23 protein-coding genes and 2 pseudogenes are annotated in these 23,925 nt (G+C 38.9%); 14 read left to right on the forward strand and 11 right to left on the reverse strand.

The window, feature by feature from the left end:
• The first annotated feature begins 3 nt into the window (after positions 1–3).
• The 5 genes and pseudogenes from mmsB to ABZP26_RS08110 all read left to right on the forward strand — a co-directional run bounded on the left by mmsB (position 4) and on the right by ABZP26_RS08110 (position 5,070).
• Entirely contained in the window at positions 4–903 is a 900-nt protein-coding gene (gene mmsB / locus ABZP26_RS08090; RefSeq protein ID WP_368485600.1) for a 3-hydroxyisobutyrate dehydrogenase, read from the forward strand.
• A 9-nt stretch (positions 904–912) separates the two neighbouring features.
• Positions 913–1,683, forward strand: coding sequence for an SDR family oxidoreductase (locus ABZP26_RS08095; RefSeq protein WP_013464908.1), 771 nt, complete (start codon positions 913–915; stop codon positions 1,681–1,683).
• Between the two features lie 527 nt (positions 1,684–2,210).
• Positions 2,211–3,494 (forward strand): hypothetical protein, encoded by a 1,284-nt coding sequence (locus tag ABZP26_RS08100; protein ID WP_058154572.1) that lies wholly within the window; start codon positions 2,211–2,213, stop codon positions 3,492–3,494.
• A 125-nt stretch (positions 3,495–3,619) separates the two neighbouring features.
• On the forward strand, positions 3,620–3,844 hold the full coding sequence (locus ABZP26_RS08105; RefSeq protein WP_058154575.1) for a hypothetical protein: 225 nt from the start codon (positions 3,620–3,622) through the stop codon (positions 3,842–3,844).
• Between the two features lie 112 nt (positions 3,845–3,956).
• Positions 3,957–5,070, forward strand: a pseudogene (locus ABZP26_RS08110) (transposase).
• 206 nt (positions 5,071–5,276) lie between these two features.
• Here the strand turns inward: ABZP26_RS08110 and ABZP26_RS08115 are convergent.
• Positions 5,277–5,399: pseudogene (locus tag ABZP26_RS08115) on the reverse strand (IS110 family transposase); the annotation flags it as partial.
• A gap of 349 nt (positions 5,400–5,748) precedes the next feature.
• Here ABZP26_RS08115 and ABZP26_RS08120 point away from each other — a divergent pair.
• Positions 5,749–6,111 (forward strand): hypothetical protein, encoded by a 363-nt coding sequence (locus ABZP26_RS08120; RefSeq protein ID WP_232311349.1) that lies wholly within the window; start codon positions 5,749–5,751, stop codon positions 6,109–6,111.
• Positions 6,112–6,175: 64 nt separating this feature from the next.
• The gene (locus tag ABZP26_RS08125) at positions 6,176–6,619 is read left to right on the forward strand and encodes a hypothetical protein (RefSeq protein WP_058154580.1); all 444 of its coding nucleotides are present in this window, start codon (positions 6,176–6,178) and stop codon (positions 6,617–6,619) included.
• A 144-nt stretch (positions 6,620–6,763) separates the two neighbouring features.
• Here the strand turns inward: ABZP26_RS08125 and ABZP26_RS08130 are convergent, their stop codons facing one another.
• Positions 6,764–6,976: a hypothetical protein gene (locus ABZP26_RS08130; RefSeq protein WP_368485601.1), complete on the reverse strand. Its 213-nt coding sequence runs from the start codon at positions 6,974–6,976 to the stop codon at positions 6,764–6,766.
• A 447-nt stretch (positions 6,977–7,423) separates the two neighbouring features.
• Here ABZP26_RS08130 and ABZP26_RS08135 point away from each other — a divergent pair, with 447 nt between their 5' ends.
• Positions 7,424–7,975, forward strand: a complete 552-nt coding sequence (locus ABZP26_RS08135; RefSeq protein ID WP_058154583.1) for a cytochrome b — start codon at positions 7,424–7,426, stop codon at positions 7,973–7,975.
• Positions 7,976–8,024: 49 nt separating this feature from the next.
• On the opposite strand, the gene ABZP26_RS08140 is transcribed toward ABZP26_RS08135, so the two are convergent.
• Together ABZP26_RS08140 and ABZP26_RS08145 are read right to left on the reverse strand one after the other, a co-directional pair.
• On the reverse strand, positions 8,025–9,572 hold the full coding sequence (locus ABZP26_RS08140) for a methyl-accepting chemotaxis protein (protein WP_058154585.1): 1,548 nt from the start codon (positions 9,570–9,572) through the stop codon (positions 8,025–8,027).
• 183 nt (positions 9,573–9,755) lie between these two features.
• The gene (locus tag ABZP26_RS08145) at positions 9,756–11,273 is read right to left on the reverse strand and encodes a leucyl aminopeptidase (protein ID WP_058154587.1); all 1,518 of its coding nucleotides are present in this window, start codon (positions 11,271–11,273) and stop codon (positions 9,756–9,758) included.
• A gap of 240 nt (positions 11,274–11,513) precedes the next feature.
• Here ABZP26_RS08145 and ABZP26_RS08150 point away from each other — a divergent pair, with 240 nt between their 5' ends.
• Both ABZP26_RS08150 and ABZP26_RS08155 read left to right on the forward strand, forming a co-directional pair.
• Complete coding sequence (locus ABZP26_RS08150) at positions 11,514–13,331, forward strand: phosphotransferase (protein WP_058154588.1); 1,818 nt, start codon at positions 11,514–11,516, stop codon at positions 13,329–13,331.
• 57 nt (positions 13,332–13,388) lie between these two features.
• Entirely contained in the window at positions 13,389–13,820 is a 432-nt protein-coding gene (locus tag ABZP26_RS08155; protein ID WP_013464918.1) for a DUF3859 domain-containing protein, read from the forward strand.
• A gap of 63 nt (positions 13,821–13,883) precedes the next feature.
• Here ABZP26_RS08155 and ABZP26_RS08160 read toward each other — a convergent pair whose 3' ends face one another.
• The 3 genes from ABZP26_RS08160 to ABZP26_RS08170 all read right to left on the reverse strand — a co-directional run bounded on the left by ABZP26_RS08160 (position 13,884) and on the right by ABZP26_RS08170 (position 16,050).
• A complete protein-coding gene (locus ABZP26_RS08160) occupies positions 13,884–14,300 on the reverse strand; it encodes a VF530 family DNA-binding protein (protein ID WP_008114664.1) in 417 nt (138 codons plus the stop codon).
• 72 nt (positions 14,301–14,372) lie between these two features.
• Positions 14,373–15,365, reverse strand: coding sequence for an MDR family oxidoreductase (locus ABZP26_RS08165; RefSeq protein ID WP_058154590.1), 993 nt, complete (start codon positions 15,363–15,365; stop codon positions 14,373–14,375).
• A gap of 49 nt (positions 15,366–15,414) precedes the next feature.
• Entirely contained in the window at positions 15,415–16,050 is a 636-nt protein-coding gene (locus tag ABZP26_RS08170) for a TetR/AcrR family transcriptional regulator (protein WP_368484731.1), read from the reverse strand.
• A 363-nt stretch (positions 16,051–16,413) separates the two neighbouring features.
• Between ABZP26_RS08170 and rmf the strand changes: the two genes are divergently transcribed.
• Positions 16,414–16,584 (forward strand): ribosome modulation factor, encoded by a 171-nt coding sequence (gene rmf, locus ABZP26_RS08175; protein ID WP_008114656.1) that lies wholly within the window; start codon positions 16,414–16,416, stop codon positions 16,582–16,584.
• A 63-nt stretch (positions 16,585–16,647) separates the two neighbouring features.
• Here the strand turns inward: rmf and fabA are convergent, their stop codons facing one another.
• Positions 16,648–17,163: a bifunctional 3-hydroxydecanoyl-ACP dehydratase/trans-2-decenoyl-ACP isomerase gene (gene fabA, locus ABZP26_RS08180; protein ID WP_008114654.1), complete on the reverse strand. Its 516-nt coding sequence runs from the start codon at positions 17,161–17,163 to the stop codon at positions 16,648–16,650.
• Positions 17,164–17,358: 195 nt separating this feature from the next.
• On the opposite strand from fabA, the gene ABZP26_RS08185 reads away from it, so the two are divergent.
• From ABZP26_RS08185 to ABZP26_RS08195, 3 genes are read left to right on the forward strand one after another with little or no spacing between them, the layout of a single operon-like run.
• Entirely contained in the window at positions 17,359–18,216 is an 858-nt protein-coding gene (locus ABZP26_RS08185) for a 6-carboxytetrahydropterin synthase (RefSeq protein ID WP_368484733.1), read from the forward strand.
• Positions 18,209–19,027 carry a M23 family metallopeptidase gene (locus tag ABZP26_RS08190; RefSeq protein WP_368484734.1) on the forward strand — a complete coding sequence of 273 codons (819 nt, stop codon included), beginning with the start codon at positions 18,209–18,211 and terminating at the stop codon, positions 19,025–19,027. Before ABZP26_RS08185 ends, ABZP26_RS08190 begins: the two co-directional genes overlap by 8 nt.
• Before the next feature lie 5 nt (positions 19,028–19,032).
• On the forward strand, positions 19,033–19,467 hold the full coding sequence (locus ABZP26_RS08195) for an acyl-CoA thioesterase (RefSeq protein ID WP_368484735.1): 435 nt from the start codon (positions 19,033–19,035) through the stop codon (positions 19,465–19,467).
• A gap of 181 nt (positions 19,468–19,648) precedes the next feature.
• Here the strand turns inward: ABZP26_RS08195 and ABZP26_RS08200 are convergent, their stop codons facing one another.
• The 3 genes from ABZP26_RS08200 to ABZP26_RS08210 are packed head-to-tail and all read right to left on the reverse strand — an operon-like array spanning position 19,649 to position 23,923.
• The gene (locus ABZP26_RS08200; RefSeq protein WP_368484736.1) at positions 19,649–20,971 is read right to left on the reverse strand and encodes a Na+/H+ antiporter family protein; all 1,323 of its coding nucleotides are present in this window, start codon (positions 20,969–20,971) and stop codon (positions 19,649–19,651) included.
• Positions 20,968–22,941, reverse strand: coding sequence for a DUF3488 and DUF4129 domain-containing transglutaminase family protein (locus ABZP26_RS08205; protein ID WP_368484737.1), 1,974 nt, complete (start codon positions 22,939–22,941; stop codon positions 20,968–20,970). The genes ABZP26_RS08200 and ABZP26_RS08205 overlap by 4 nt, the downstream gene beginning before the upstream one ends.
• Entirely contained in the window at positions 22,934–23,923 is a 990-nt protein-coding gene (locus ABZP26_RS08210) for a DUF58 domain-containing protein (RefSeq protein WP_368484738.1), read from the reverse strand. The genes ABZP26_RS08205 and ABZP26_RS08210 overlap by 8 nt, the downstream gene beginning before the upstream one ends.
• Positions 23,924–23,925 lie beyond the last annotated feature (2 nt).

A 23,925-nucleotide genomic window follows, 5' to 3' on the forward strand; every position in this document is an offset into this window, starting at 1 on the left:
GCGATGAGTAAACTTAATATAGGATTTATTGGTTTAGGAAACATGGGCGGCCCAATGGCAGCAAACTTAGTTAAAGCAGGCCACAGTGTGCGCGTGTTTGACTTAAGTGCAGAGGCCGTAAAAGAGCTTGTGAATCATGGGGCTAGTGCGGCGCAAAGCGCCAGTGACTGTGCTCACGAGGCTGATGTGCTAATTAGCATGCTACCGGCAAGCAAACATGTTAAATCACTTTATTTAGGCACAGACGAGCAATCGGGTTTAATTAAAGTACTGAGTAAAAGTACCTTAGTGATTGATTGTTCAACTATAGATGCACAATCAGCACGTGACGTTGGCCATGCCCTAAGTGAGCAAAGTATTGCGTTTGTTGATGCACCGGTATCGGGTGGTGTAGCAGGTGCAACAGCAGGAACGCTTACGTTTATCGTTGGTGGTGAGCAAGCTGCATTCGATAAAGCCAATACTGTATTAGTCGATATGGGTAAAAACATATTCCATGCTGGTGATATTGGTGCTGGGCAAGTTGCCAAAATATGTAACAATATGCTGTTGAGTATTTTAATGGCAGGCACCAGTGAAGCCATTCAAATGGGCATTAATAACGGCCTCGACGCAAAAGTACTCAGCGACATAATGAGCGCAAGCTCGGGTCGAAACTGGACGTTAGAACTTTATAACCCCTGCCCAGGCGTTATGGAAACCGCACCAGCTAGTAACGACTATAAACCTGGCTTTATGGTCGATTTAATGGCTAAAGACTTAGGCCTTGCTATGGAAGCAGCGCAACAAAGTAATTCACTGACGCCAATGGGCTCAATGGCTAAAAATTTATACACTATGATGCAGCATCAAGGTGCAGGCAGCGATGATTTTAGTGCCATTTTTAAATTGTTTTCGAAGTAGGAAAGTATTGTGGAAATAAAAAATAATACCGTAGTTATAACCGGTGGCGCACAAGGCTTAGGTTTTGCAATGGCGCAAAAGTTTGCCTTAATGGGCGCTAATATTGCGTTAATTGATATGGCACAAGCCCAGTTAAATGAAGCAACCGAGCAGCTATCTGCATTAGCAGGCGTAACGGGTACTATAAAAGGCTACAGCGCCAATGTAACCGTTGAGAGCGAAGTTGAAGACGTTTTTAATACCATTAACAGTGACTTTGGTCACATTGGGGTATTAATTAATAACGCCGGCATTTTACGCGATGGTATGTTTATAAAAGCCAAAGACGGCAAAGTGGTTAAAAAAATGTCGCTTGAACAATTTCAATCAGTGATTGACGTTAACCTAACAGGCGTATTTTTAGCAGGGCGCGAAGCGGCAAGCCACATGATTGAATCAGGCAAAGGCGGCGTAATTGTAAACATGTCGAGCGTAGCGCGTGCGGGTAATATTGGCCAAACAAATTACGCCGCATCAAAAGCGGGTGTTGTGGCATTAACCACTACATGGGCTAAAGAGCTTGGCCGCTTTGGTATTCGCGTTGGCGCCATTGCCCCAGGTGTTATTAGCACCGCCATGACCGATGTAATGAAGCCAGAAGCCAAACAGCGCATGCTTGCTGTAACGCCCGTAGGGCGCTTAGGTGAAACCGCTGAAATAGCCCATACTGCTCAGTATATTATCGAAAACGACTTTTTTACTGGTCGAGTAGTAGAGATAGACGGCGGCATACGTTTATAACTTTGTTAGATCTAGTTTAATTATTGAAAGCACAGCTCTTTGGGCTGTGCTTTTTTGTTTTAAATAATGTCGTTTTTTATTTTTTAAAAAATAGCAATACTTCAACCTGTGAAAGCACGACGGGAAGTTTCTGATTGCGGTTGCTTTTAACAAAATTTAAATCTAATGAAAGCTCATTTTTTATAATATGCTTATATAAAAATAAGCGATTGCGTTTAATGCGGTTGATTGTGTTCTCGCTGCCACTCTTTTAGTGTCTACTAGGGGATTTAGTTTTCATTTTAAATATCGATATCTGTGATTATATACAGTGCTGGTGTTTTTCTTCTTAAGTTAAGAAATGAGGATGTTTTCCTCTTTTTTGCAGATTATTTAAATAACAGCCTGACTTAAAATTTAAAGCTGGCAATGTGTTACAGGTTTTGTTACTAATGTTAAAAAATAATAAAGAGGACTTGCATTGCTCATGAAAAGAGGAAAGTGTCCTTAGATAAAGTGTTACATTGCAATCATAGAATGGAGTTCAAATGTCTCAATGGGATGATAAATTCAAAAATCATGCGATACATGCCACTTTAGATAATTTAGAGGAGCGCTTATCTGATGAAACTCTTAAAACGGATGACTTATCAGTTCTTGAGCATATTGACAGAATTGCTCAACTTAAATTATATGCAGAAACCTGTCTTGAGAATCTAATTCCAGCATTAGTTAATCATGGGCATCTTAATAACACCAATAGTTATATCCAGAGTTTAATCTCTGAACTTAACAATTATATTGCGAATAAAAACGTTGCACACTTAAATAACACCTCATCGCATATTGATAATGCAATGGCTCAACTTATTGCGCTTCCAATGCAGAGCCTTCCTATTTCTAAACAATCGTTTACCAAATCACTGCTTCAATTTAAATCGTTAGCTGAAGAGTCACTATCAGAAATAAAAGAATCAAAAGATAATTTGGATGCATCTATTACCACTATTTCTGAAGATGCTGTTAATCAAAAATCAAATTTAGAGAATTTGGTTTCAGAAATTCAGAGTCATAGCGAAAAGATTGAAACCTCATTAAGCAGCTTCACTGAAAGGTTTGAGAATACAGAAACTGATTTCACAAATAAATTTGATTCAACCGTTAGTGAAATTGAAGAAAAATATGAAAGTTATACTCAAGAGTTCAATTCTCAACTAGATGATAAAATTGAAAGCACGGAAGGTATACTTCAAGAAAAAATAGGCGAACAAAATGAGACATTCTCAGCTCAACTAGAATCACAAAAAACAGATGCACAAAGCGTACTTGACGTACTTGAAGAAAAGAAGGAAGAAGCATCTAATTTACTTCAAATCATTGGGAATATTGGAATCACTGGTAACTACCAGAATATTGCTAATATTGAAAAAGCAGCCGCAGATAAATGGCGTAATATTGCCTTATGGTTAATGATTTCAATGGTCGCTGTTATTGGCTTTACTATATTTATTTCTGCTACAAATGGTTTTGATTGGAAACTTGCGCTATTTAGAATCGGTGCGGCTTTAGCTTTAGCAATTCCAGCAGCATATGCAGCTAAAGAATCGGCAAAACATAGATTGCTGGAGAATCATAATAGACGCTCAGAGCTTGAACTTGCCTCTTTAGATCCATATTTAGAAAAACTACCTGAAGATACAAGAAATAAAGTGAAAGAGGAGCTAACTAAAAAATTCTTCGGCTTAAATAATTCTCAAGAGAAAAAAGTAGAAGAACCAGTTTCAAATGTAGCTATCCTCGATTTATTAAAGACAGCGATTAGTAAGAAGTAGAGCAATGTAACAAGTCGTTTAAAAGGACAAAAACAGTTGGCTTTTGCTCCTTCGTAGCTAATTTTAGCCAACAATTTTTTGCCTCTTAATGAGGCATTAGCCATAAAGCAAAGAAAGGATTAATCATGCCTAATAAGAAAATCGAAGTTACTGAATATAATTATTCTGAGAAACTAGAAACATCCTACTTTAACAGTCCTGCTGAAAACGCTTCCATCAATTGCACTAACCCTGAATGTAATAATCCTAATGTTTTGGTTAAATTTGATGTTGCACAATTTAGTTGCAGCGGTAAAGAAAAAATTGGTAGAAATTGTATGAGGTTATTCCAAGTACAATCAGTTGATTAGTGCGTTTAACCAAAGGGGTTACCCATAAAAACAAACTTGACACCCACTCTTTTTTTAGTTTGGCGAACTAAGTACTAGGCTTTCATCAGTGTGAAAAAAAGCAGGGTGTCTTATGGCAATCGCAAGAAAGCGTCAAGTAAGTTTGGTTGATACAAAGTACTACCACTGTATATCACGTTGCGTACGCCGTGCATTTTATGTGGAGAAGACCATTTTACGGGTCAATCTTACGAGCATCGCAGAGTGTGGGTTGAAGACAAACTGCTTGAGCTAGCGAAGATATTTTGTATTGACGTCTATGCTTATGCTGTTATGAGTAACCAGCAAAATGTTGGAACATTTTACAACAGCGCAGCTGGCCCGGAGGGCGGAAGGCAGGATGCCTGAAGTACACGCATTTAGTGTTGTATGTAGATGATAAGAAAGCTAATAGGTTAAATGACAAAGCGATTGTTATTCGCTGGCACAAGCTGTGCAAAGGCACCGTACTTACGCAAAGGTACATACAAGGTGAAAAGCTAAGCAAAGCCGAACTTATCTTTTTTAATCTAACAGTAAAGGAATACCGAGAGCGCTTATCAAGTATTAGCTGGTTTATGCGGTCGTTAAATGAAGACATTGCGCGCAGAGCTAATAAAGAAGATAACTGCACTGGCAGGTTTTATTCGCTGCCATCCATGGCGCTCACCCTTCGGGCTGCCTAACGGCATTCAAATTTATTCCCTATAAATTTATGGGAAGGTCGCTTTAAATCACAAGCACTCCTTGATGAAGCGGCGCTTGCCGCGTGTATTGCATACGTCGATTTAAACCCTATTAGGGCTAAGATGGCTATCACTCCAGAAGAGTCTCACCATACCAGTGTACAAAAACGCTTAATATACGCAAAAGAAGGCAAGCAGCCAAAACAACTACTTCGCTTTGCAGGTATGCCGCGTCAAATTATGCCAAAAGGGCTGCCGTTTGAGCTCAAGTCGTACCTCGAACTTGTTGAGCTAACAGGACGAATAATGCGAGAAGATAAACGCGGCCATATTGATAACACCCAACTTCCTTTACTGGAAAGACTCAATATATCTCCTGAAAACTGGTTAAAACTCACCACACAATTTAAACGCGTATTTCACGGCGCAGTTGGCCGGCCGACCTCACAAGCAAGTTATTGTGAAAATTTGAATCGAAAACGGCGAGCCAATACAAGTAATTGTGAAAAGCTATTAGCATAAACTTTAAATTACTCAGTAGAAAGGTTGAAACTGCATCATGCAGTTATTTTTATGCGTGGAATTTAGATTTAAGAGTAATAATTGCTTATTTACTGGATGAAACGAAAGTAACGTAGTCGTAAAGCATAAATTATTAACCTATAAAATAAATATAAGAACTTAGCTTTTGCTTGTTAAATTAAAGTGGGTGTCATGTTTGTTGTTTTTTTGGAAGAAGAAAATCGACCAAGGTGAACAGGTTGAGCGCCTCTATGTTCTTCAATATAGGCGACTTCATTGAATTCTTTATGTGTATCAAGACCGATAAAAAGTATGCTATGTTTATTCATGTTAGCCTCTGCTGTTTAGTTATTTGACAAACTAATTATGGCTCTGGCTTTGAATTAAGCTAACCCACGAAAAGCGGAGGCTAACACCGTGTGGGAGTCATTATGTCTATGCATCTAGGTAGATTGAGCAATGGAAGCGAGACCTAACAAATCTGAAGAGTTATTCCTCAGTCTTGGATACAATCGGTTTTACGACTTGTACGATGAGATCATGGAGGATAATTTCTGGGAAAAAGAAAGTTGCTATAGGTTTGGCAAGGTATCGAGTATCTTTGCAGTTTACTCGGAGCTTTTATCCTACGAACCATTCAAGCATGTGCTTGAAGCGATAAAGATACAGCGACCTCCGATGGAATCCGAGATTGGAGGCCCACTGTTTAAGTTCGTACGTAACATACTCGCTCATTTCCCCTTATTTGAAACGTGGGATGAGGTGTGGGCAAGTAAAGAGCTAGTTAATTGGCAGAAAGAAGGCCTGACGATTGACCGCTTCCTTAAGAAGTATGCAGGTCACGGTGAAGTGAAGTATCGCTTTTGGGAAGAAGATAAAAAACGCATGACTTATATGAGCATTCGTTTTCCTGAAGAATACGGTAATAACAAAATACATCTTAAAGATATGATCGAAGAAAAAGACGGGGTGAAATTTTCACTCATTATGATGCGCCAAATACTTAATACACAAGTAGAGTCAGTTGGTGAAAATGTATAACAAACAAAGGCAGTCGGACTCGTTCCTCGCTCGCTGCTTTGGGCGTTAAGCTTCTCGGAGAGTTATGGACAGTATTCAACTACAGAGTAAAACGAAGGCGCTTAAAGGAAGCATTGAGGCGTACTGGTTCGAAAACGAAAATATTGGCTTAGAAAATACGCAGTTTCATCGTATAAGTATTCCTTTAGAGCCTTTTGATTCAGGCTTAGATTACGAAGAACAACCAGTGAAAACCGAAATAATATTGGACTGGTATAAGTTGGGTATCTCATCTCCAGATGACTTAGATGGCCTGAATTTGAAGCACGAGTCATATCCTGATGCAGAAGGTTCAATATATGTTGGTACTGCTCATAATTGGTGTGACGTTAAAAAGTTAGAAATTTTCAAAAATGAAGATGCTAGCTTTTGTGTAGTTGGCGAAATTTATGTCGAATTCGAAAATGAAGGTGTGGGAAAAAACGAGCTATTTAAATTTGAAACTAATGTTGTATTCAGCAAAGCTTAACAAGTGTATGCACACGACAAAAACTGCGTCGCTCCGTTTGTGTATGGGCTTCGCCCATTTTACACAAACATCACTGTGGTCGTCTGCATATTTTAAGCCTGAATATTGTTGAATTGCAGCGGGGTTAGCTAAGTGAAGTTTAAATTATGTATCTATTAAAGCGTCGACTAACCAGTACCAATTAAATGTTGATTCGACAACAAGCCCTTTTAAGTTGTCTTTATAAGGACTTAAAAAAGATAAAATGACAGACATGTCATTATTTAAACGCTTAACGGTAAGTGTTTCACCTTGTTCATTAATGATAGCAATAACACAATTATTTGAATGCAAGTCAATTCCACCATATAGTTTCATACCAAGCTCCTCGGTTTCAGTTTATGTTTTGGTCAACACAACTGTATCGAAAAACCCGAGGAGCTTTCTATATGATTATCAAATCTTGACTTCAGACATCAAAAGAGCCAATTCTACAAGCATTCGCTACTCTATTAGCTGAACTCGATACTCTTTCAATTGCAGCGGTTTAATACGTTTAAACACGAATGATTTTTTAAAACGGTAACGTAAAGTTGCCGTTTTTTTATGTCTGCTATTTAATTTTAATAGTACATAAGTTTATTTTAAGTTTAATAAAGTACGCTAAATTTCTAGCTAACAAATAAACAATATGATTAAGAAGTAACGCATTTTATGTTTTAGATCAGTAAAGCATGCGTGATTATACGCTAGGCTATTATTGCAAATTTATTACGCATAAAGTGAGCACATTACTCAATGCGTTTCTTCACTAAAAGAGGCCTTATGAATTTTAAAAACACAACAACTCATTACAATACACTCTCTATAGCCTTACACTGGCTTATGTTTATTTTAATAGTCACTGTTTACGGCAGTATAGAGTTACGTGAATTATTTGATAAAGGCACTGAAACCCGTGATGCCTTTAAAATGTGGCATTTTATGTTGGGTTTATCGGTTTTAGCTTTAGTCAGCGTGAGGGTAGTTGCGCGTGTAGTGGGCGGCTCGGTACCAGCCATACACCCTGAGCCTGCAAAGTGGCAAGATAAGTTAGCTAAATTTGTACACCTTGCGCTGTATGTGTTTATGTTTGCTATGCCTATAGCTGGTTGGTTAATTTTGAGTTTAGCAGGTAAACCTGTGCCATTTTTTGGTTTAGAGCTGCCTCCATTGGCAAGTGAAAACAAAGAGCTGGGTAAAACCATTAAAGAAATACACGAAACTGCGGGCGAAGTGGGGTATTACGTAATAGGCTTACATGCGGCGGCTGCATTATTTCATCATTACATTTTGGCTGATAATACCTTTAAACGTATGCTGTTTTCTAAAAAATAAACACATCACTTACAAAAAGGGAGACCATATGTCTCCCTTTTTATATTAATTAATGACTTGTACTCTTAAACCCTATTCTAAACCCGCCCCAATGTTTACCGTTTACATAAATTGGCACCGAGAGGTCATGCAGTATTTCACCGGTATCACGTTTATAGGTTTGTAATAAAAAGCTTTCGGTGTGGCTACCACAGCGAATTCCTGTCGGGTCATTAAAAATACGTTTAGTACGGTTGTTTACTAAATCTTTTTCAAAGTTACCGGTTAGAGCTTGGCTATAGCGTTTGTTATGAGTAGGAAAGTAGCCCTTTGTATCAACGGCTCCTGCAAAAATAATGTCTTTATTTTCCAGTATTGGTTCTTGTATAGCCGGCAATGATTGATCTGTAAGTTTATCGTAATCGGTTGTGTACTTGGTTGGATTGGTATTTTCGATGGGTTTATAGTTTTGCGAAAAAAGTTGTTGCTGGGTTATTTTTCCGCTTTGGATCCAACCCTCAAAACATTCGCCAATTGCTTTACTGGCGTGTTTAGCTGATGTCAGAATTGGTTTAAAGAATGCGTCATACTCTATGTTTTCAAGCTCTCTAAATATTGATTCTGATCCCAGCGATAAAGAAGACGCTTGCTGAGAAATTGTACTGCCTTTTTTAGTAACTTCGCCCAATAAACTACTAATACTAGTGACTGAGCTATTTATTTGTGTGGTTGCATGCTGAAATGCAGAAACAGACTGATGCATACTATCAAGCGCGGTAGATGAGGCACCAATATCTTGGTTAATTGTTAAAAAGGATTGAGTCACGTTTTCAAGCTCTGATTTTACAGAAATACTTTGCTGTGAAACCTGCTTCATATCTTCATTGGTTTTTATACTGTTGGCGTTGATGTCTGTGAGCATGTCAGCAATTTGTTTGGTTGCTTCATTGGTTTTATTTGCAAGGTTGCGCACTTCGTCGGCAACAACCGCAAAACCACGACCTTGCTCACCTGCGCGAGCGGCCTCTATGGCTGCATTTAAGGCAAGTAGGTTGGTTTGCTCTGCAATGTTTTGAATAACTTGGGTAATGCTTTGTATATCACTGGCACTTTTTAATAATAAATCTAATTGCTGGGCCACTTTATCTATAGAGCCTGATAACGAATCAATTTGGCTGGTGGCCGTTTGTAAGCGGCTATCGGCAGAGCTTGAGGCTTGCGCTGTTTGTACCATTGCTTGATTAATAGTGGTCATGCTGTCACTGAGTTCAGTACTATTTTGTGAAAGCTCGTGTGTGGCACGCCCGACAGTTTCACTCTCGTTATAACAAGCGTCTATTTCTTTAGATAAGCTATCAACATAAAATGACACTTCAGCTGCGCCTATGGCATTTTTTGAGGTGGCTTTGGTAATGTTTTGTGCAATTTTGTTATTGAACGACTGCACGGCACCTAGTGACGAATTGTTATTTGCTGATTCAGATTTTGCTGGTTTTATATAAAAAATTGCAGATAACAGCACTATAATTGCTGCAGCAGTGGTGGAGAGCTGTTCAAAATAGAAAAGAAAACAAATGCTTAAATAAAAAATGCTGTAGAGCAGGTAGGTTATTTTCATTCCTTTGACCTCGTTACTAATTGTTCCTTCTATCTTTGACTATAAATCAAACAAAATCAAATAATAAACACACTTTTAAGGATTTATTAATAGTGATGTATTGAGCTCTATAAAACTGTTTTCGTACAAAAAGCGCCAAAGTAGTAAACCTACTTTGGCGCTTTTATTAGTATTAATAAACAATTAGTTAGCTAATAACCATTCGCTTAATAAGCGAACACCAAACCCCGTTCCCCCTGGTGAAAGCTCATCTTTACCTTTTTTCACTAAGGCATTACCTGCGATATCGATATGCACCCAACGGGTATCGCCAGCAAAATGCTCTAAGAAAGTGGCAGCAGTGGTTGCACCTGGGCCACCTGAACCCACATTTGTTAAATCAGCTATGTCAGACTCCAACATATCTTTATACCCTAAAGGTAGGCGCCATAGGTTTTCGTTTACTTGTTTACCGGCTACCGTTAGTTGAGATACTAGCGTATCGTCATCTGAGAACACTGCCGCGTATTCATTGCCTACAGCACGGATTTTTGAACCGGTGAGTGTTGCAACATCAATCATAATTTCTGGTTTGTAGTGCTCACGTGCATACCACATAGCATCACTTAATACTAAGCGTCCTTCGGCGTCGGTATTTAAAATTTCAACACTTAAGCCCTCTGCGGTGCGAACAACATCACCTGGGGCTACAGCGAACTGCGATACCATATTCGCAGCCATGCCCATAACGGCTACTACGTTTTTGTCAGCTTTAGCTAACGCCATTGCTTTAACTGTACCAAGCACTGCAGCAGCACCGGCCATGTCTGACTTCATACGTGCAATAGATGCACCGGTTTTAATGCTGTAACCACCTGAGTCAAACGTAATGCCTTTACCAACAAGGGCAATAGGGGCATCGTCAGACCCTTTATAATGGGCAACCACTAAACGGGCACCTTGCTGGCTACCTCGACCAACAGCTTCTAATGCACCCATACCAAGTTCTTTTATTTCTTTAGGCTCCAATACTTTGATGGTTACGCCCAAAGATGCTAATTCTTTTGCCGCATTAGCAAAGTCAACAGGTGTCATTTCGGTAGCGACTTCAGATGTTAAATCGCGGGCTAAAAAAACACCGGCTTGAATACTTTCTAATTGGGTGTAAAGCTTGCGAGTTTGCTTAGTGTTATCAACATCAAAGGTATAGCTAACTGTTTCAGTGTTTGGTTCTTTTTTATAGTTTTCAAAACGATGATCGCGTAAGTTTGCACCATGGGCAAAGTTAGCAGCAAGTAATGCATTGTCACTTACACCGGCTACATCTTCAAATACAACGCTGGCAGTGCCAACTTTGGCTTTAACTAGTTGAGCGTGAATATTACCGCCTAACTTAGCTGCTTTTGCTTTATCAAGCTCGCTAGTTTTACCAGTACCTACGACTAAAACGCGGCTGTAGTTACTTTTACTTGGCGCAACAAGTTGTGCCACTTTAGCGTAATCGCCGGTAAAATTTTCTATATCAATAACGCGTTGCAATTGGCCATCGAACTGCTTGTCGAGTGCTTTAAATTGGCTGTTGTTTCCATCTTGGCTATAAAATACAACCAGCGTATTTGCATCGTTGTCTACTTTTGTAGAAAAGTTAAAGTCTGCGGCTTGAGCATTCATGCACATACTCAGAGCAAGCGCGATTGAAGAGGCTTTTATAATACGTTTCATTTTTTTAACCTAAGAATAATATAAAGGTGTGTTTTACCCTATTTACGATGCTGTGGTTAAGTAGGATACGGCGAAATAGCAAATAACAGCGATATATGTCTAAATCATGACTAAATATCATGACATAACGGCTTGATAAACATATTGTGATGCTTAAAGGTTTAATTAACACAATGCTCGCGTTACTATCAAATATAAAGGTAACACTGCGCTTTTAACAACTAACCTAGAGAACCCGCATTGAAAGCTAAAGAAATTCGCAATTTTTATATCAACGAAGAGCAGTCGGTTTATTTGCTGTCACACCGTGATGCAAAAAAACATCGTCAGTGGCTTAATATTTGTATTAAACAGCTCACTTTGCTTGGGTATAAAAAGGTAGAAATGATTGGCTCAGGGGCATTTGGGTTTGTATTTGCAGGGGATGATGAACATGGCCTGCCTTGGGTGTTTAAGTTTTCTAGAATTACGCTCGCGCAAAGTGTACGTGATCGCCTTGAAGATGAAGCGTATATGCTTTCGCAAATCAAAAATCCCTTAGTGCCAACATTTTATGGTTTTGAGCGAATAAAAAAACAAGGTATTTTGATGATGGCGCGCGCCATTGGTGAAGACCTTGAAAAAGTATCACTAAAGCAAGGGCGCTTACCGGCCGCCAAAATAATGAGCTTAGCGGTTAAATTAAGAAATGTGTTGCTTGATTTACGTCGTCATAAAAATGGTTTAAGCCCGCAGCCTATTGTACATGGTGATATTAAACCCTCTAACTTGGTGTGGGATGAAAATGAAAAGCAGCTATCCTTGGTTGACTGGGGAAGCTCTGTTTATGCCCAAGTAGATGAACAAGGAAACCCAATTGCCAGTAATTTTATGGATTTAATGTCCGGCGATTTAAGTACCACTAACGCACGAATGGGTGATGTTTATTTTATAGGTGATGCGCAAATGTCGGGTGAAAAGTCGTCCCCTCGTTTTGATGAGCAAGGGGTTGCATCAACGCTATATGCACTTGCCTCAGCGCAGTCTTGCCGATTTGGTGCTCAGGCTATACCGGCCAGTAGTTTAATGTTACCTAAGGAGCTGGCAAACGTTATTGATGGCATGCTTTCAAAAGAACGGTTGGTAAGGGACAAAGCGGGTGACTATTTTATGCGTAACATAGAAACCATGGCAAAAGCGTATTTACCACAACTACCAAAAACAGAAACTAAAGCGGCAATTCCGTTTTGGTTTAGCCAAGACCCCGAACCCGAAACCGTAGTTTATAGCTCTAGAAAACAATTTTTACGCCAAGCCGATCATAAACAACAACTTTTAGATGTTAACGATGCTCAGCTTGATAGGTATTATAAAGAGTTTTTATTTGATACTGGGGATACCGAAAAAGCGTTTTTAGCCTCTATTAGCCGCTTAGCTAAATATCCTGTAGTAGGAGGGCTCAGCTTTCATTGGAAAGATGAATCTTTGTATGTTGAATCGTCACTCATTATGCATGACGAGACCCTCGCAACCGCATTCACCGATGCAGTAAACAACACAGTAATGTTAGCCCAGGCTATTAGCCAAAAAGGCTTATTTAAGTGTTGTTTATTTGATGCCCGTAAAACGATTCAACTAGAGCGCGATGGCACCGGTGCATTTAAATTTAACCAGTTACCTGAGCTTGATTATGAAGTGGTTAATGTAAAAGCCAGCGAGGTAACCCGTCCGCATTCATATTTTGAAGATGGTAAAGACCCCGATGAGCAACTGCAACTACCTAAAAAGGTGATTAAATGTGTATTTGAGCTAAACCAGATACATCATACCGGCTGTATTATTTTTGAAGCGCTGCCAGATAGGATGAAAATTCATCATTACTACAGATTACTTGATGCCAGTAAAGAAGTTGAATTTAAACGTTTACTAAATAAGCTTATGCAATACGCGGTAAATATTACCGACGTGGGGGTGGCTGGTTTTATGAAGTTGCCGTATAAAAATACTCGCGAGTTTAGTTTATGCGAGCAGCAACCCAGCAACTACTACCCTAAAAATCCAAAACAACTACTTAATTAATAAACCGCTCGCTTAAGCTGGTGGCTTAAAAATTGAAAGTAAAAAATAGAAAGTTCAATGGCAAAATCTAAACCACAAATTACATTACAAAGTTTCGGCATATATAGTCACTGGGACAAAGACAGTAAATCACTACCGCAAATTACTCAATTCACTACGCAAGTCAAAGCAGAACTTGATGTAGAATTTGGTCTGATAGTTAATATTAAAAAAGCCAAAGGCGAAAAACTACATTTTTGTATTTACCACCCAGGTATTATAGATACCAATGGCGAAGTGATGCTGCCTTTTGAGGGCACTGTATATGTTAAAGATAACGACTGGTCGTTTTATTTAGGCGATACGGTATGGGAGCCTATAGAAGATAAAATAGGTGACTGGCGTATGACCCTATCTTTAGCGGGGAAAGTCATTGCGGATAAAACATTTAATCTTATCAATGAAAAAACCAAAACTGAAGACGACTTTTGGAAATACCGCGGTTATTAATTACTACAGTTTGCAGTAACGCAAGAGCTAACGTTTATTGTTAACTCTTGCCTAAAAGGTGTATTAGTTACCCCACGGGTTACTTGAATTTGAACGTTGCTTACGGGTACGCGCACGTTGTTTTGCTGCTTTTTTTTCTTGAATACGTTTTGCATCAGAAAAGCTTAACTCGCAAGGCTCACCTGGTTTATCGCCTTCAGGAATAATGCGGTCGCGTGGAGGCAGTTCGTATTGTACGTCATCTGGGCGAGGTAAGTTTTTAAGGCGGTACAAATAGAAATTATCTACTTTTTGTTGTGCCCACTCGGTTTTACGCAAAAATTTAACTGCAGATTTAATGTCTGGATTATTTTTAAAGCAGTTAAGTTGTAAGTAGGCATGCAGAAGTTCCCACCCATATTGCTCAACCAGTTCTTCAACCACTTGCTCTAATTTAACGCCTTGCAGTGGGTTATTACTGAAAAGTTCTTGGTTGCTCATAGGTGTTCTCTCGTTATTAAAAAATCAGCGAACATTATAAATTTAATAACGAGAGTTTAGTAGCAAAAATGCTTAACTTTGACAATTAACCACTACACGACCACGAATTTGGCCTTGCATTAGTTGCTCGGCGCTTTCAATGACTTGATCAAGATTTATTTCAGTTGAAATTTTATCCAAGTAATCGGCATTAACTAATGAAGCTAAACGTTCCCAAGCTTCAACACGATCCGCTTTAGGGCGCATAACGCTATCAATACCCATTAATGAAACCCCACGTAAAATAAATGGTGCAACCGAGGCCGGTAAGTCCATACCTTGAGCAAGCCCGCAAGCAGTAACAACCCCCCCATATTTAAGTGATGCACAAATATTTGCAAGTGTGTGACTACCTACAGAATCAATAGCTGCAGCAAAGCGTTCTTTTTGCAAAGGTTTACCAGGGTTAGAAAACTCATTTCTATCAATTACATTAGTTGCTCCTAATGATTTTAAATAGTCTGCTTGCTCCATACGACCTGTTGCAGCGGTGACTTGATAACCTAGCTGGCTTAGTAAATAAATAGCAAAACTGCCTACGCCACCATTAGCACCGGTCACTAAGATTTCACCTGACTCGGGAGTAACGCCTTGCTTTTCTAGTGCAATAACACTGAGCATTGCCGTATAACCGGCAGTACCAATTTGCATAGCTTGTTTAGGTGATAAGTTAGCGGGTAGGGGAATTAACCAATCACTGCTCAGTGCCGCTTTTTGAGATAAGCCACCCCAGTGCTTTTCGCCAACACCAAAACCATTTAAAATAACGTGGTCGCCACTTTTAAATTCAGCACTGTCGCTGCTAGTCACTGTACCCACTAAATCAATCCCCGGCACCATAGGAAAGCTACGTACAACAGGGCCTTTACCCGTGATGGCTAAGCCATCTTTATAATTTAAGGTACTGTAAAGCACATCAATTAATACATTTTCGTTTGGCAGATCGTCACTGTTTATGGTGCTTAGGGCTGCAGTGTAGTTGTCGTCTTGCTTATCTATAACAATAGCTTTAATAGAATTGCTCATTAGATTTCCTTTTAGACCGATCGTCTTTAAATTGGTAATAAAAAATGCATTAACTGAGTAATGCGCGTAAAAACATTTCTGTGTATAAAGTAAGTGGCTTACTTGATTGGGTTAGTTTAGCTCGCATTACTGCGCCTTCCCAACCCACCCAAAAATATTCACTCATTTGTTCGGTATTAATGTGTGGATTAATAGTTTGTTGCTGCTGGGCTAAATCTAAACATCGTTTTAATTGTTGTTGCCAAGCGATGTAGCTTTGCATTAAACGGGTTTTAAAGTCGTCACTTAAATGATTAAGCTCTTGATTTAAGTTACCCACCAAGCACCCGCGTTTGTAATCATATTTTTGCATTCCAGCAATTGCGCTTTGTGTGAAATTAACAATGCGCTCAAGTGCGGGGACTTCAGATTGCTCTAGGTAAAATTTAAGTTTATTTATAAAAAAATCGTCGTAGGCATCAACAAGAGCCAAGCCATAGGCTTCTTTACTTTTAAAGTAATGATAAAAAGAGCCTTTTGGTACTTTTGCTTTTTTTAATATGGTATCGAGCCCGGTGGCACTAAAGCCAAACTCAGTTAAGGTTTCTAAGCCCATACGAATGAGCAGCGCTTTTGTATCGGCACTGTCTCTGGCTATTTTGGGTGGGCGGCCACGCCTAGTTGCAACTGCTGGTGTTTTGTTCATGCTTCATATTAGACCGATCGGTTTTAATTAATCAAGCTTTTATTTGGAATGTTTTTAAAACAGCTCTGACGTTCATTTTTTGATTACAAATTAATTGGGAACTTAAGGGTATATTGTTAGTCACAAATATGACACTTATGTGTTTTGAACCGATGTACCGGAACATTTTAATAAAGTTAAATTGGTTAAAGTTGATCAATAAAATTATTTTTAAATTAATTTATCATTGCATCAGCAGCTTAGTTAAAGTCAAACAAATTAATTGTATTTTGTGTTTGAATTTAACATTTTTGTTGGCTATTTATTAAATGTAGATGAATTTAATGCTACAAAAATATAAATATAAAGGTGAGGATTTTACCGATGAAGAGACAGAAAAGAGATCGTTTAGAAAGAGCTCATTCTCAAGGTTTTAAAGCTGGTTTAGCTGGTCGCTCAAAAGAGCACTGCCCTTATCAACAAGTTGATCCTAAGTCTGAGTGGCTTGGTGGTTGGCGCGAGGCAATAGAAAATCGCAATATGTATAAAACATAAACTCACAACGAATTTAAGCAAAAAAGCCTCTAGTTAGAGGCTTTTTTGTTGCGTGCGTTAAAATTAAAACGCGCTAGTGTCTTGGAATAAGCCCACTTTTAAATCTTTTGCTTCGTATATAACGCGGCCGTCTACTTCAACAGTGCCATCAGCCATGCCCATAAACAACTTACGTTTAATAACGCGTTTCATATCGAGACGGTAAGTTACTTTTTTTGCCGTTGGTAGAATTTGGCCAGTAAATTTCACTTCGCCTACACCTAATGCGCGGCCAAGACCAGGGCCACCAGACCAGCCTAAGAAAAACCCAACCAGTTGCCACATTGCATCTAAGCCTAAACAACCCGGCATTACAGGGTCGCCTTTAAAGTGGCAGTCAAAAAACCAAAGGCTAGGGTCAATATCTAGCTCAGCAATAATTTGGCCTTTACCGTGCTCACCACCATCATCGGTGATAGAGATGATACGATCCATCATTAACATGTTGTCACTTGGTAAACGACAATTTCCTTCACCAAACATTTCACCTTGACCACAAAGGATCAAATCTTCTTTTGTATAGCTATTTTTAGGTTCCATAACACTTTATCTTTGCTTAGAAATTGCCCCGTACTTTAGCGTACACTTGTACGCTAAACAACTCGGAGCAGTTAAAAAATGGTTTAAATATAGCCAATCAGACAATGCAACTGATTTTAGTATGATTAAACCGCGCAATTACTAACAGAAATCATTATAATTAGGGCTGACTTTTAATCAGTTTAAAGGAAATTTATGACCCTTTTTGTTAACTCACTCACTGTGATTGATTTTTCTTACTTATGCAATAAACGCGGTGCAGTTGGCGAAAGTTGGATTGTTGATTTGACTTTACATGGCAAACTAAATGAAGAGTCTATGGTTTTAGACTTTGGCTTAGTTAAAAAGCAAATAAAAGGCATTATTGATGAGTGTATTGATCACCGTTTAGCTGTTCCAAATAACCTAAACGGTAGCATTAATGAATTTGCTGATCATAAAACATTAGATTGTACATTTGGTGAGAATAAGCACCTTGCAATGAGTGCGCCTCATCAAGCTTTTTGCCTGATAGATACCGATAAGATAACCATTGAGTCGGTTACAGAGTATTTAGTTGCCACAATACTGCCACAGCTTCCTGATAATATTGAAAAAATTGAACTGGTATTAAAGCCTGAGCACAACCAAAGTTTTTACTACCACTACAGCCATGGCCTTAAAAAGCATGATGGTAATTGCCAGCGCATTATTCATGGCCATCGTTCACAAATTGGTATAAGCCTTGGCGGTATCTCTATGCCTCGTTTACAAAAACAGTGGGCTGATAAATGGCAAGATATTTACTTAGCTACCAGCGAAGATCAAATCAGCTCCTCTGAATTAAAACATATTATCGCCAAAGAGGATGACGTGTGTTTTGCATATACAGCCGCGCAAGGTTATTTTGAAATGGCTATTAGCGAATCGCGTTGCGACATTTTACCCATAGATACCACAGTAGAATGTATTGCTGAGTATATTGCCGGCCAAGTAAAACTGCAGCATCCAGAAAAAGACGTAAAAATTACCGCTTATGAAGGCGTTGGCAAAGGGTCAATTAGTTATGCTTAAATCCTTATTAGTTTCGGCGTTAATTGCATCATTTAGTTTTAGTGCTTTGGCAGTTGAACTAAAAGGGCATTTAACTCAAGGCGGCTTGGTTACAGGGCAATTAAATAACGCAAAATCGGTTAGCTTAAATGATAATCCATTAAAGCTATCTGATACTGGCTTATTTGTATTTGGTTTTGGTCGTGATGCAAAACCAAACCACACTTTATCATGGGTTGATAAAAGTGGAAAAAACCACAGCCAAGATTTAGTTATAACCCTTCGTGACTACAACATCGATAAAATAACCGGTGTTGCAAAAAAATATGTATCGCCACCAAAAGCGGTCAGTGAACGTATTAGCCGTGAAGCGGTCGCGGTAAGAAAAGCGCGCGCTGTTAACTCTGACCTAGAGTACTTTTTACAGCCTGTGCTCAGGCCTGCTGAGGGCCGTATTTCAGGTGTTTATGGAAGCCAGCGTTACTTTAATGGTGAACCACGCAGACCACACTTTGGTTTAGACATAGCAAATAAAACAGGCTCTCCTGTGTATGCGCCGATCAGCGGTACCGTGGTATTTGCTGAACCAGATTTATATTACTCAGGTGGCACATTAATTTTAGATCATGGCCACGGTGTTACCTCGACTTACATTCATCTAAGCAAGCTAGATGTGAAAGTGGGGGATAAAATTACACAAGGTATGAAAGTGGCTGAAATAGGTGCTACGGGCCGTGTAACTGGCCCACATTTAGATTGGCGATTTAATTGGCAAGGTGAACGCCTTGACCCTGCATTATTGATGCAAGACACATTAGCAAACAAAAAGTAGAGATTATGACTCAAGTAGAGCGCGAAGCAATTATTGCGCAGCGTATAAAAGATTCGACCACATCGGTTACAAAAGCGGTATTTCCTGGGCGTACTAATCACCACAATACGCTATTTGGTGGTGATGCATTAGCGTGGATGGATGAGGTTGCTTTTATAGCAGCTACCCGTTTTTGCCGTAAGCCATTAGTGACTATTTCATCTGACAGAGTAGATTTTAAAGAGGCTATTCCGGCAGGTTCATTTGCTGAATTAATCTCAAAAGTGTCGCATGTAGGGAAAACCAGTTTAAAAGTAGATGTTGAAATATTCCTAGAAACTATGCACAAAGATAATAAGCATTCTGCCATTACGGGTAGTTTTACCTTTGTTGCCGTGGATGATAACCACAGACCAACACCGGTAGTATGCGATAAAATGCTACATGGCTTTGAGTTATAACGCTAAATAGTAAATTAATATAAGCACCTAGTTTGGTGCTTATATTAAAACCCATTAAGAACACATCATACTTTATTTCTTGGTGCTACAAACTTAGCATTAGTGTTTGTTTGGATAATGAGTAAAAAGAGGGTGTAAATTTCAAAATAAAAAGGCGTACACAAAGCACACCTTTTAAAAATTAAAGTACCATGGCGGCTATCCAGCCGAATACCAATAGCGGTAAATTAAAGTGAATGAAGGTTGGTACCACTGAATCCCAAATATGATCGTGCTGACCATCAGCATTAAGGCCGGAAGTTGGCCCTAAGGTGGAGTCGGAGGCAGGGGAGCCGGCATCACCTAATGCGCCAGCAGTACCAACAAGTGCAGTGGTTGCCATAACCGAAAAGTTTAGCTCTAAACATAAAGGAACAAATAAGGTGGCAATAATAGGCACCGTTGAAAACGAGCTGCCAATTCCCATCGTTATAAATAAGCCGACTAATAAAATTACAGCCGCAGCCATCGGCTTATTACCATCAAAAATTGCGGCGCTACTGTGAACTAAGCTGGCTACGTGTCCGGTTTCTTTCATGACCGCGGCAAAACCTTGTGCTGAGATCATAATAAAACCAATCATGGCCATCATTGCCACGCCTTTACTAAATACGTCGCCGTTTTCTTCCCACTTAACCACACCAAATACACTAAATATAACTACGCCAACTAGGCCGCCTAATATCATAGAGCCACTGGCATTTTGAGCAATTAACGACGCAACAACAGCAAATAAACCAACCATCATTACTTTTTTGGGGTTATCAATTTCTGTTTGTTTACTCTCAACGGTAAGGGCGGTATTTGTATATTCTCGGCGTTTTCTATAAGTAATAAACAGCGCAATTAACAACCCCACGAACATGCCAATAGCAGGAATAATCATCGCCAAAGGTACGCTGGTATTGACTATTTCAAGGCCATTATCCACTAGGTTTTTATGTAATATTGAGTATAAATAAATTCCACCAAACCCATAAGGGAGTACCATATACGAGGTGGCTAAACCAAAGGTTAAAATACAAGCAATGGCGCGTCTGTCTAATCGCAATTTGTTAAACACCACTAATAGCGGCGGAATTAGAATAGGAATAAACGCAATATGAACAGGGACTAAATTTTGTGATGAAATAGCACAAATCAAAATAATAAACAGGATAAAATAGCTGAGCAGGCTTTCGCTTGAGCCAGTTTGTGCGTTAACTTTTGCCAATAACTTCGCGGCTAAAATACGTGTTAGGCCTGACTTAGAAATTGCCACGGCAAATGCGCCCAACATAGCATAACTTAAAGCAATCTCGGCACCTGACGATAACCCTGAATTAAATGCATCGATGCTTTCTTTCAATCCCATGCCAGCGGTTAATCCGGCAACCAGTGCACTTATCGTCATTGCAACAATCACATTTACACGGACTAAAGTGAGTCCAAGCATTAAAATAACGCCGATAATAACTGCGTTCATAGATTTCTCTGTTTTGTAGATTTAATTAATTTTATCAGATCTTTAGCCTGATTTTTACGTTCTTTAGTAAATGGATGCCTTGCATAGCGCACTTGCTTAAATAACTCACAAAAAGCGGTTATTTGTTGCTCTGCATGGGGCGCTTGATTGCTAATGTGTTCTAAAGTTTGGGTTGGCGTGGCATTTTCAGGATAGCTAATCGCGTGTTTATTAGCCCAACAAATAATTTCATAATACTCATTGACCAGTGGCGGTTGTTTTGTTGAGGCTTTAGGTCTGTTTAAATAAATAAAGTAAGCCGTAAAGCTCAAAATTAAAATAATAATAACCCCAAGTGGCACCAGCCAAATAAACTTATTACCAAATAAGGTAGCAAATAAATCTTGTTGTTTGTCTTTATCAAACCCAAGCACCCAACTAGACCATTGATAATCTAAGTTTTCTAATTCAAGTCTAAGCCAATTAATGGCGGCATAGTTACTTAAACTAACGAGTCCAAAGCTAATATTATTTTTAAATTCGTCATTAAGGGTGGTACTTTGTGACAAGGAGCCGTTTAACCGCTCGGGTGCGACAACCGCTGTGGCATCAAATACTTTCCAACCGGCACCGGTATATACTTCAACCCAGGCATGCGCATCGTATTGACGAATAGTCATATAATCACTGTTTTTATTTAGCTCGCCTCCTAAATAGCCACTGACAACACGCGCAGGAATACCTGCACTTCTAAAAATAAAGGCGGCGGCACTGGCATAATGCCCGCAAAAACCGCGTTTATTATCAAACATAAACTGATCGAGCGTATTTTCGCCGCGCATGGGGGTGGGTGTAAGTGTATAGCTAAATTCATTTTTTGAAAAATAGCTTAAAAGTCGATTAAAAAATTCATCGGCATTGGCGCTATTATTTTTTAATTGTTGCGCTAACTGCTGAGATTTTTGATTATTACTAACAGTTAATTGGCTATAAAACCGCTGTTGGGACTTATTAAGCGATGTACTAGATAACGGTTCACTATTAACTGCATATTGTAAAACCTTGGATTTATATTGTTGTTTTCGTAATAAACCTAAAGTATTGGCAATAACATTGGGGCTTTCACTGCTTGAAAAACCAAGCCCATATAGCCAATCTGAAATAGCAGGCTCAGCTATAACCGTATACTGAGCCTCATTTTCACTCGTGCTTTTTTTAGCGGGTAATATCAACGCTTGCTTTAAAAAGGAGGATGTTTTCCACACTGCACCATCAAATTCATCATGTACAATAGCGCGCCAATAATAGGGCGTAGGGGGTGGTGTACCATTAAATTTTGCTCTAAATACCAGTTCATCAGAATTTGATAACTTTGCTATATCAAACGGATCGACTTGTTCAGATAATCCTGTTTGTGCCATTTTTGGACCAGGTAGTTGCCAAAATGCCGGAAGTTTAGGTAAAAATAATAAAAGTATTACGGCTAAAGGAAAGGCCAGTAGCATAATTTTAGCACTTTGTTTTGAAGAGAGTTTTAAGCTATGACTAGACTCTAATAACCCTAGCACCGCAAAGTTTAAAATATAGAAGGTGCTTATAACTAAGGTAGTAAAAATGGTTTGGCTAAACAAATATACCGCTGAGAGTGAAAAGAACGTAAGGGTAATGATCAATTGGTAATGCTGTTTTGATTTTGCCTGCAATAATTTAAAAACACACGACAATAACAGCATGGCTACAAACAATACAACGGTATCTTTAAAGCCTATGCTGCTTAGCATAATAATTAATGCAATGGCGGCCAATCCATTAGCAAACCACGCGTTGGGTTTCTGCTTTTGTTTAACTGTTAAATAAACATTCCAGCCACATAACACGCTAAGCATTGCAATAAAGGGCAGGGGTAAGTGCTCTGTAAAAAAACTGACTAGCCCTAAATAAATAAACGATAGAGCAAAGTTAATAACGCGATGGTTTTTAATCTCATTCATTATCATTACCGACTTGGCTTAACGCTTGTAAACAGCGCTGATGATGCAGCTTGCCTGAATTGGTGGTGATTAATTTATTAGGAAGTTTTAAAGAATAATTAATATCACTTTCAAATGCTTGGCAAACTAAAAAACAGAGTTGCCCTAAACGCTGTTCGGTATCGCCCGTGACTAAGTTAAAATCGAATTGTGCTTCCGCTGATTTAAAATCACTAAATTGTTTTACAAGTAATTGCTGTGTTTTTGCATAGTGCTTCCATGATATTCGCTGTAACCCCATTTCTGGCAAATGAGTAATTAAACTTTCAAATTCATCATCACCTTTATGTTTTTCAGTGCCTTCATCGGTATTATTTGCAACTAAGTTTTGGTGTTTTTGATTTGTTGTTTTAATTATTGACGGATAAACATACACTGCTTTATTCGGTTGTATATAACTCCACACACTGACTAAACCAAAGGGGTAATTACTGGCAATTTTTATTGGCTTTAACTTGTAACAGCCTCGCTTGGTGTAAGGTAATGATAATTGGCATTTTATTACTTCATTTTTAACGCGCGTAATGTAACACGCATTTTTTAAATCCTTGGGGTAACTCAATGTAATGGATTGGCAAGGATCATCGGCTTCTATTTGCCAAACTAGCTGTGGTGTCTGAGGCGCAAAACTGTCAATGGCGTATTTAAAGCTGACAGTTAAACCTCTGGCATTACTGTAGCCCAATAACAATGCAAAAAATATAATCACAAACATTAAATAAGCCATAAACAGAATTAAATTATTTTGATAATTAATCCCCATTACAAAATTTAATGATGCAACAACGCTAAAGTAAACGCCAAGCGTGGATGGTAAAACATAAATAGTATTATGTTTTAAGGTGATGCTATTTTTTTTGTGCTTATTTTTTAATAAGGCAGTTAAAATCGCGCTTTTTATATCGTCAATAAAAGTAGGGCGCTTAAATTTATAAATACGCATTT

Origin of the sequence: Pseudoalteromonas sp. SD03 (assembly GCF_040937955.1) — a bacterium.
Classification (GTDB): Bacteria; Pseudomonadota; Gammaproteobacteria; order Enterobacterales; family Alteromonadaceae; genus Pseudoalteromonas; species Pseudoalteromonas tetraodonis.

Coding starts and splice junctions, on each gene's coding strand:
- ABZP26_RS08160 (WP_008114664.1), bottom strand. CDS start 14,300: ATGAGCAACCAAGAACTTTTCAGTAATAACCCACTGCAAGGCGTTAAA.
- ABZP26_RS08165 (WP_058154590.1), bottom strand. CDS start 15,365: ATGAGCAATTCTATTAAAGCTATTGTTATAGATAAGCAAGACGACAAC.
- ABZP26_RS08125 (WP_058154580.1), top strand. CDS start 6,176: ATGGACAGTATTCAACTACAGAGTAAAACGAAGGCGCTTAAAGGAAGC.
- ABZP26_RS08140 (WP_058154585.1), bottom strand. CDS start 9,572: ATGAAAATAACCTACCTGCTCTACAGCATTTTTTATTTAAGCATTTGT.
- ABZP26_RS08100 (WP_058154572.1), top strand. CDS start 2,211: ATGTCTCAATGGGATGATAAATTCAAAAATCATGCGATACATGCCACT.
- ABZP26_RS08185 (WP_368484733.1), top strand. CDS start 17,359: ATGACCCTTTTTGTTAACTCACTCACTGTGATTGATTTTTCTTACTTA.
- ABZP26_RS08190 (WP_368484734.1), top strand. CDS start 18,209: ATGCTTAAATCCTTATTAGTTTCGGCGTTAATTGCATCATTTAGTTTT.
- ABZP26_RS08170 (WP_368484731.1), bottom strand. CDS start 16,050: ATGAACAAAACACCAGCAGTTGCAACTAGGCGTGGCCGCCCACCCAAA.
- ABZP26_RS08195 (WP_368484735.1), top strand. CDS start 19,033: ATGACTCAAGTAGAGCGCGAAGCAATTATTGCGCAGCGTATAAAAGAT.
- ABZP26_RS08135 (WP_058154583.1), top strand. CDS start 7,424: ATGAATTTTAAAAACACAACAACTCATTACAATACACTCTCTATAGCC.
- ABZP26_RS08155 (WP_013464918.1), top strand. CDS start 13,389: ATGGCAAAATCTAAACCACAAATTACATTACAAAGTTTCGGCATATAT.
- ABZP26_RS08105 (WP_058154575.1), top strand. CDS start 3,620: ATGCCTAATAAGAAAATCGAAGTTACTGAATATAATTATTCTGAGAAA.
- ABZP26_RS08130 (WP_368485601.1), bottom strand. CDS start 6,976: ATGAAACTATATGGTGGAATTGACTTGCATTCAAATAATTGTGTTATT.
- ABZP26_RS08145 (WP_058154587.1), bottom strand. CDS start 11,273: ATGAAACGTATTATAAAAGCCTCTTCAATCGCGCTTGCTCTGAGTATG.
- fabA (WP_008114654.1), bottom strand. CDS start 17,163: ATGGAACCTAAAAATAGCTATACAAAAGAAGATTTGATCCTTTGTGGT.
- ABZP26_RS08200 (WP_368484736.1), bottom strand. CDS start 20,971: ATGAACGCAGTTATTATCGGCGTTATTTTAATGCTTGGACTCACTTTA.
- ABZP26_RS08205 (WP_368484737.1), bottom strand. CDS start 22,941: ATGAATGAGATTAAAAACCATCGCGTTATTAACTTTGCTCTATCGTTT.
- rmf (WP_008114656.1), top strand. CDS start 16,414: ATGAAGAGACAGAAAAGAGATCGTTTAGAAAGAGCTCATTCTCAAGGT.
- ABZP26_RS08210 (WP_368484738.1), bottom strand. CDS start 23,923: ATGCGTATTTATAAATTTAAGCGCCCTACTTTTATTGACGATATAAAA.
- ABZP26_RS08120 (WP_232311349.1), top strand. CDS start 5,749: ATGGAATCCGAGATTGGAGGCCCACTGTTTAAGTTCGTACGTAACATA.
- mmsB (WP_368485600.1), top strand. CDS start 4: ATGAGTAAACTTAATATAGGATTTATTGGTTTAGGAAACATGGGCGGC.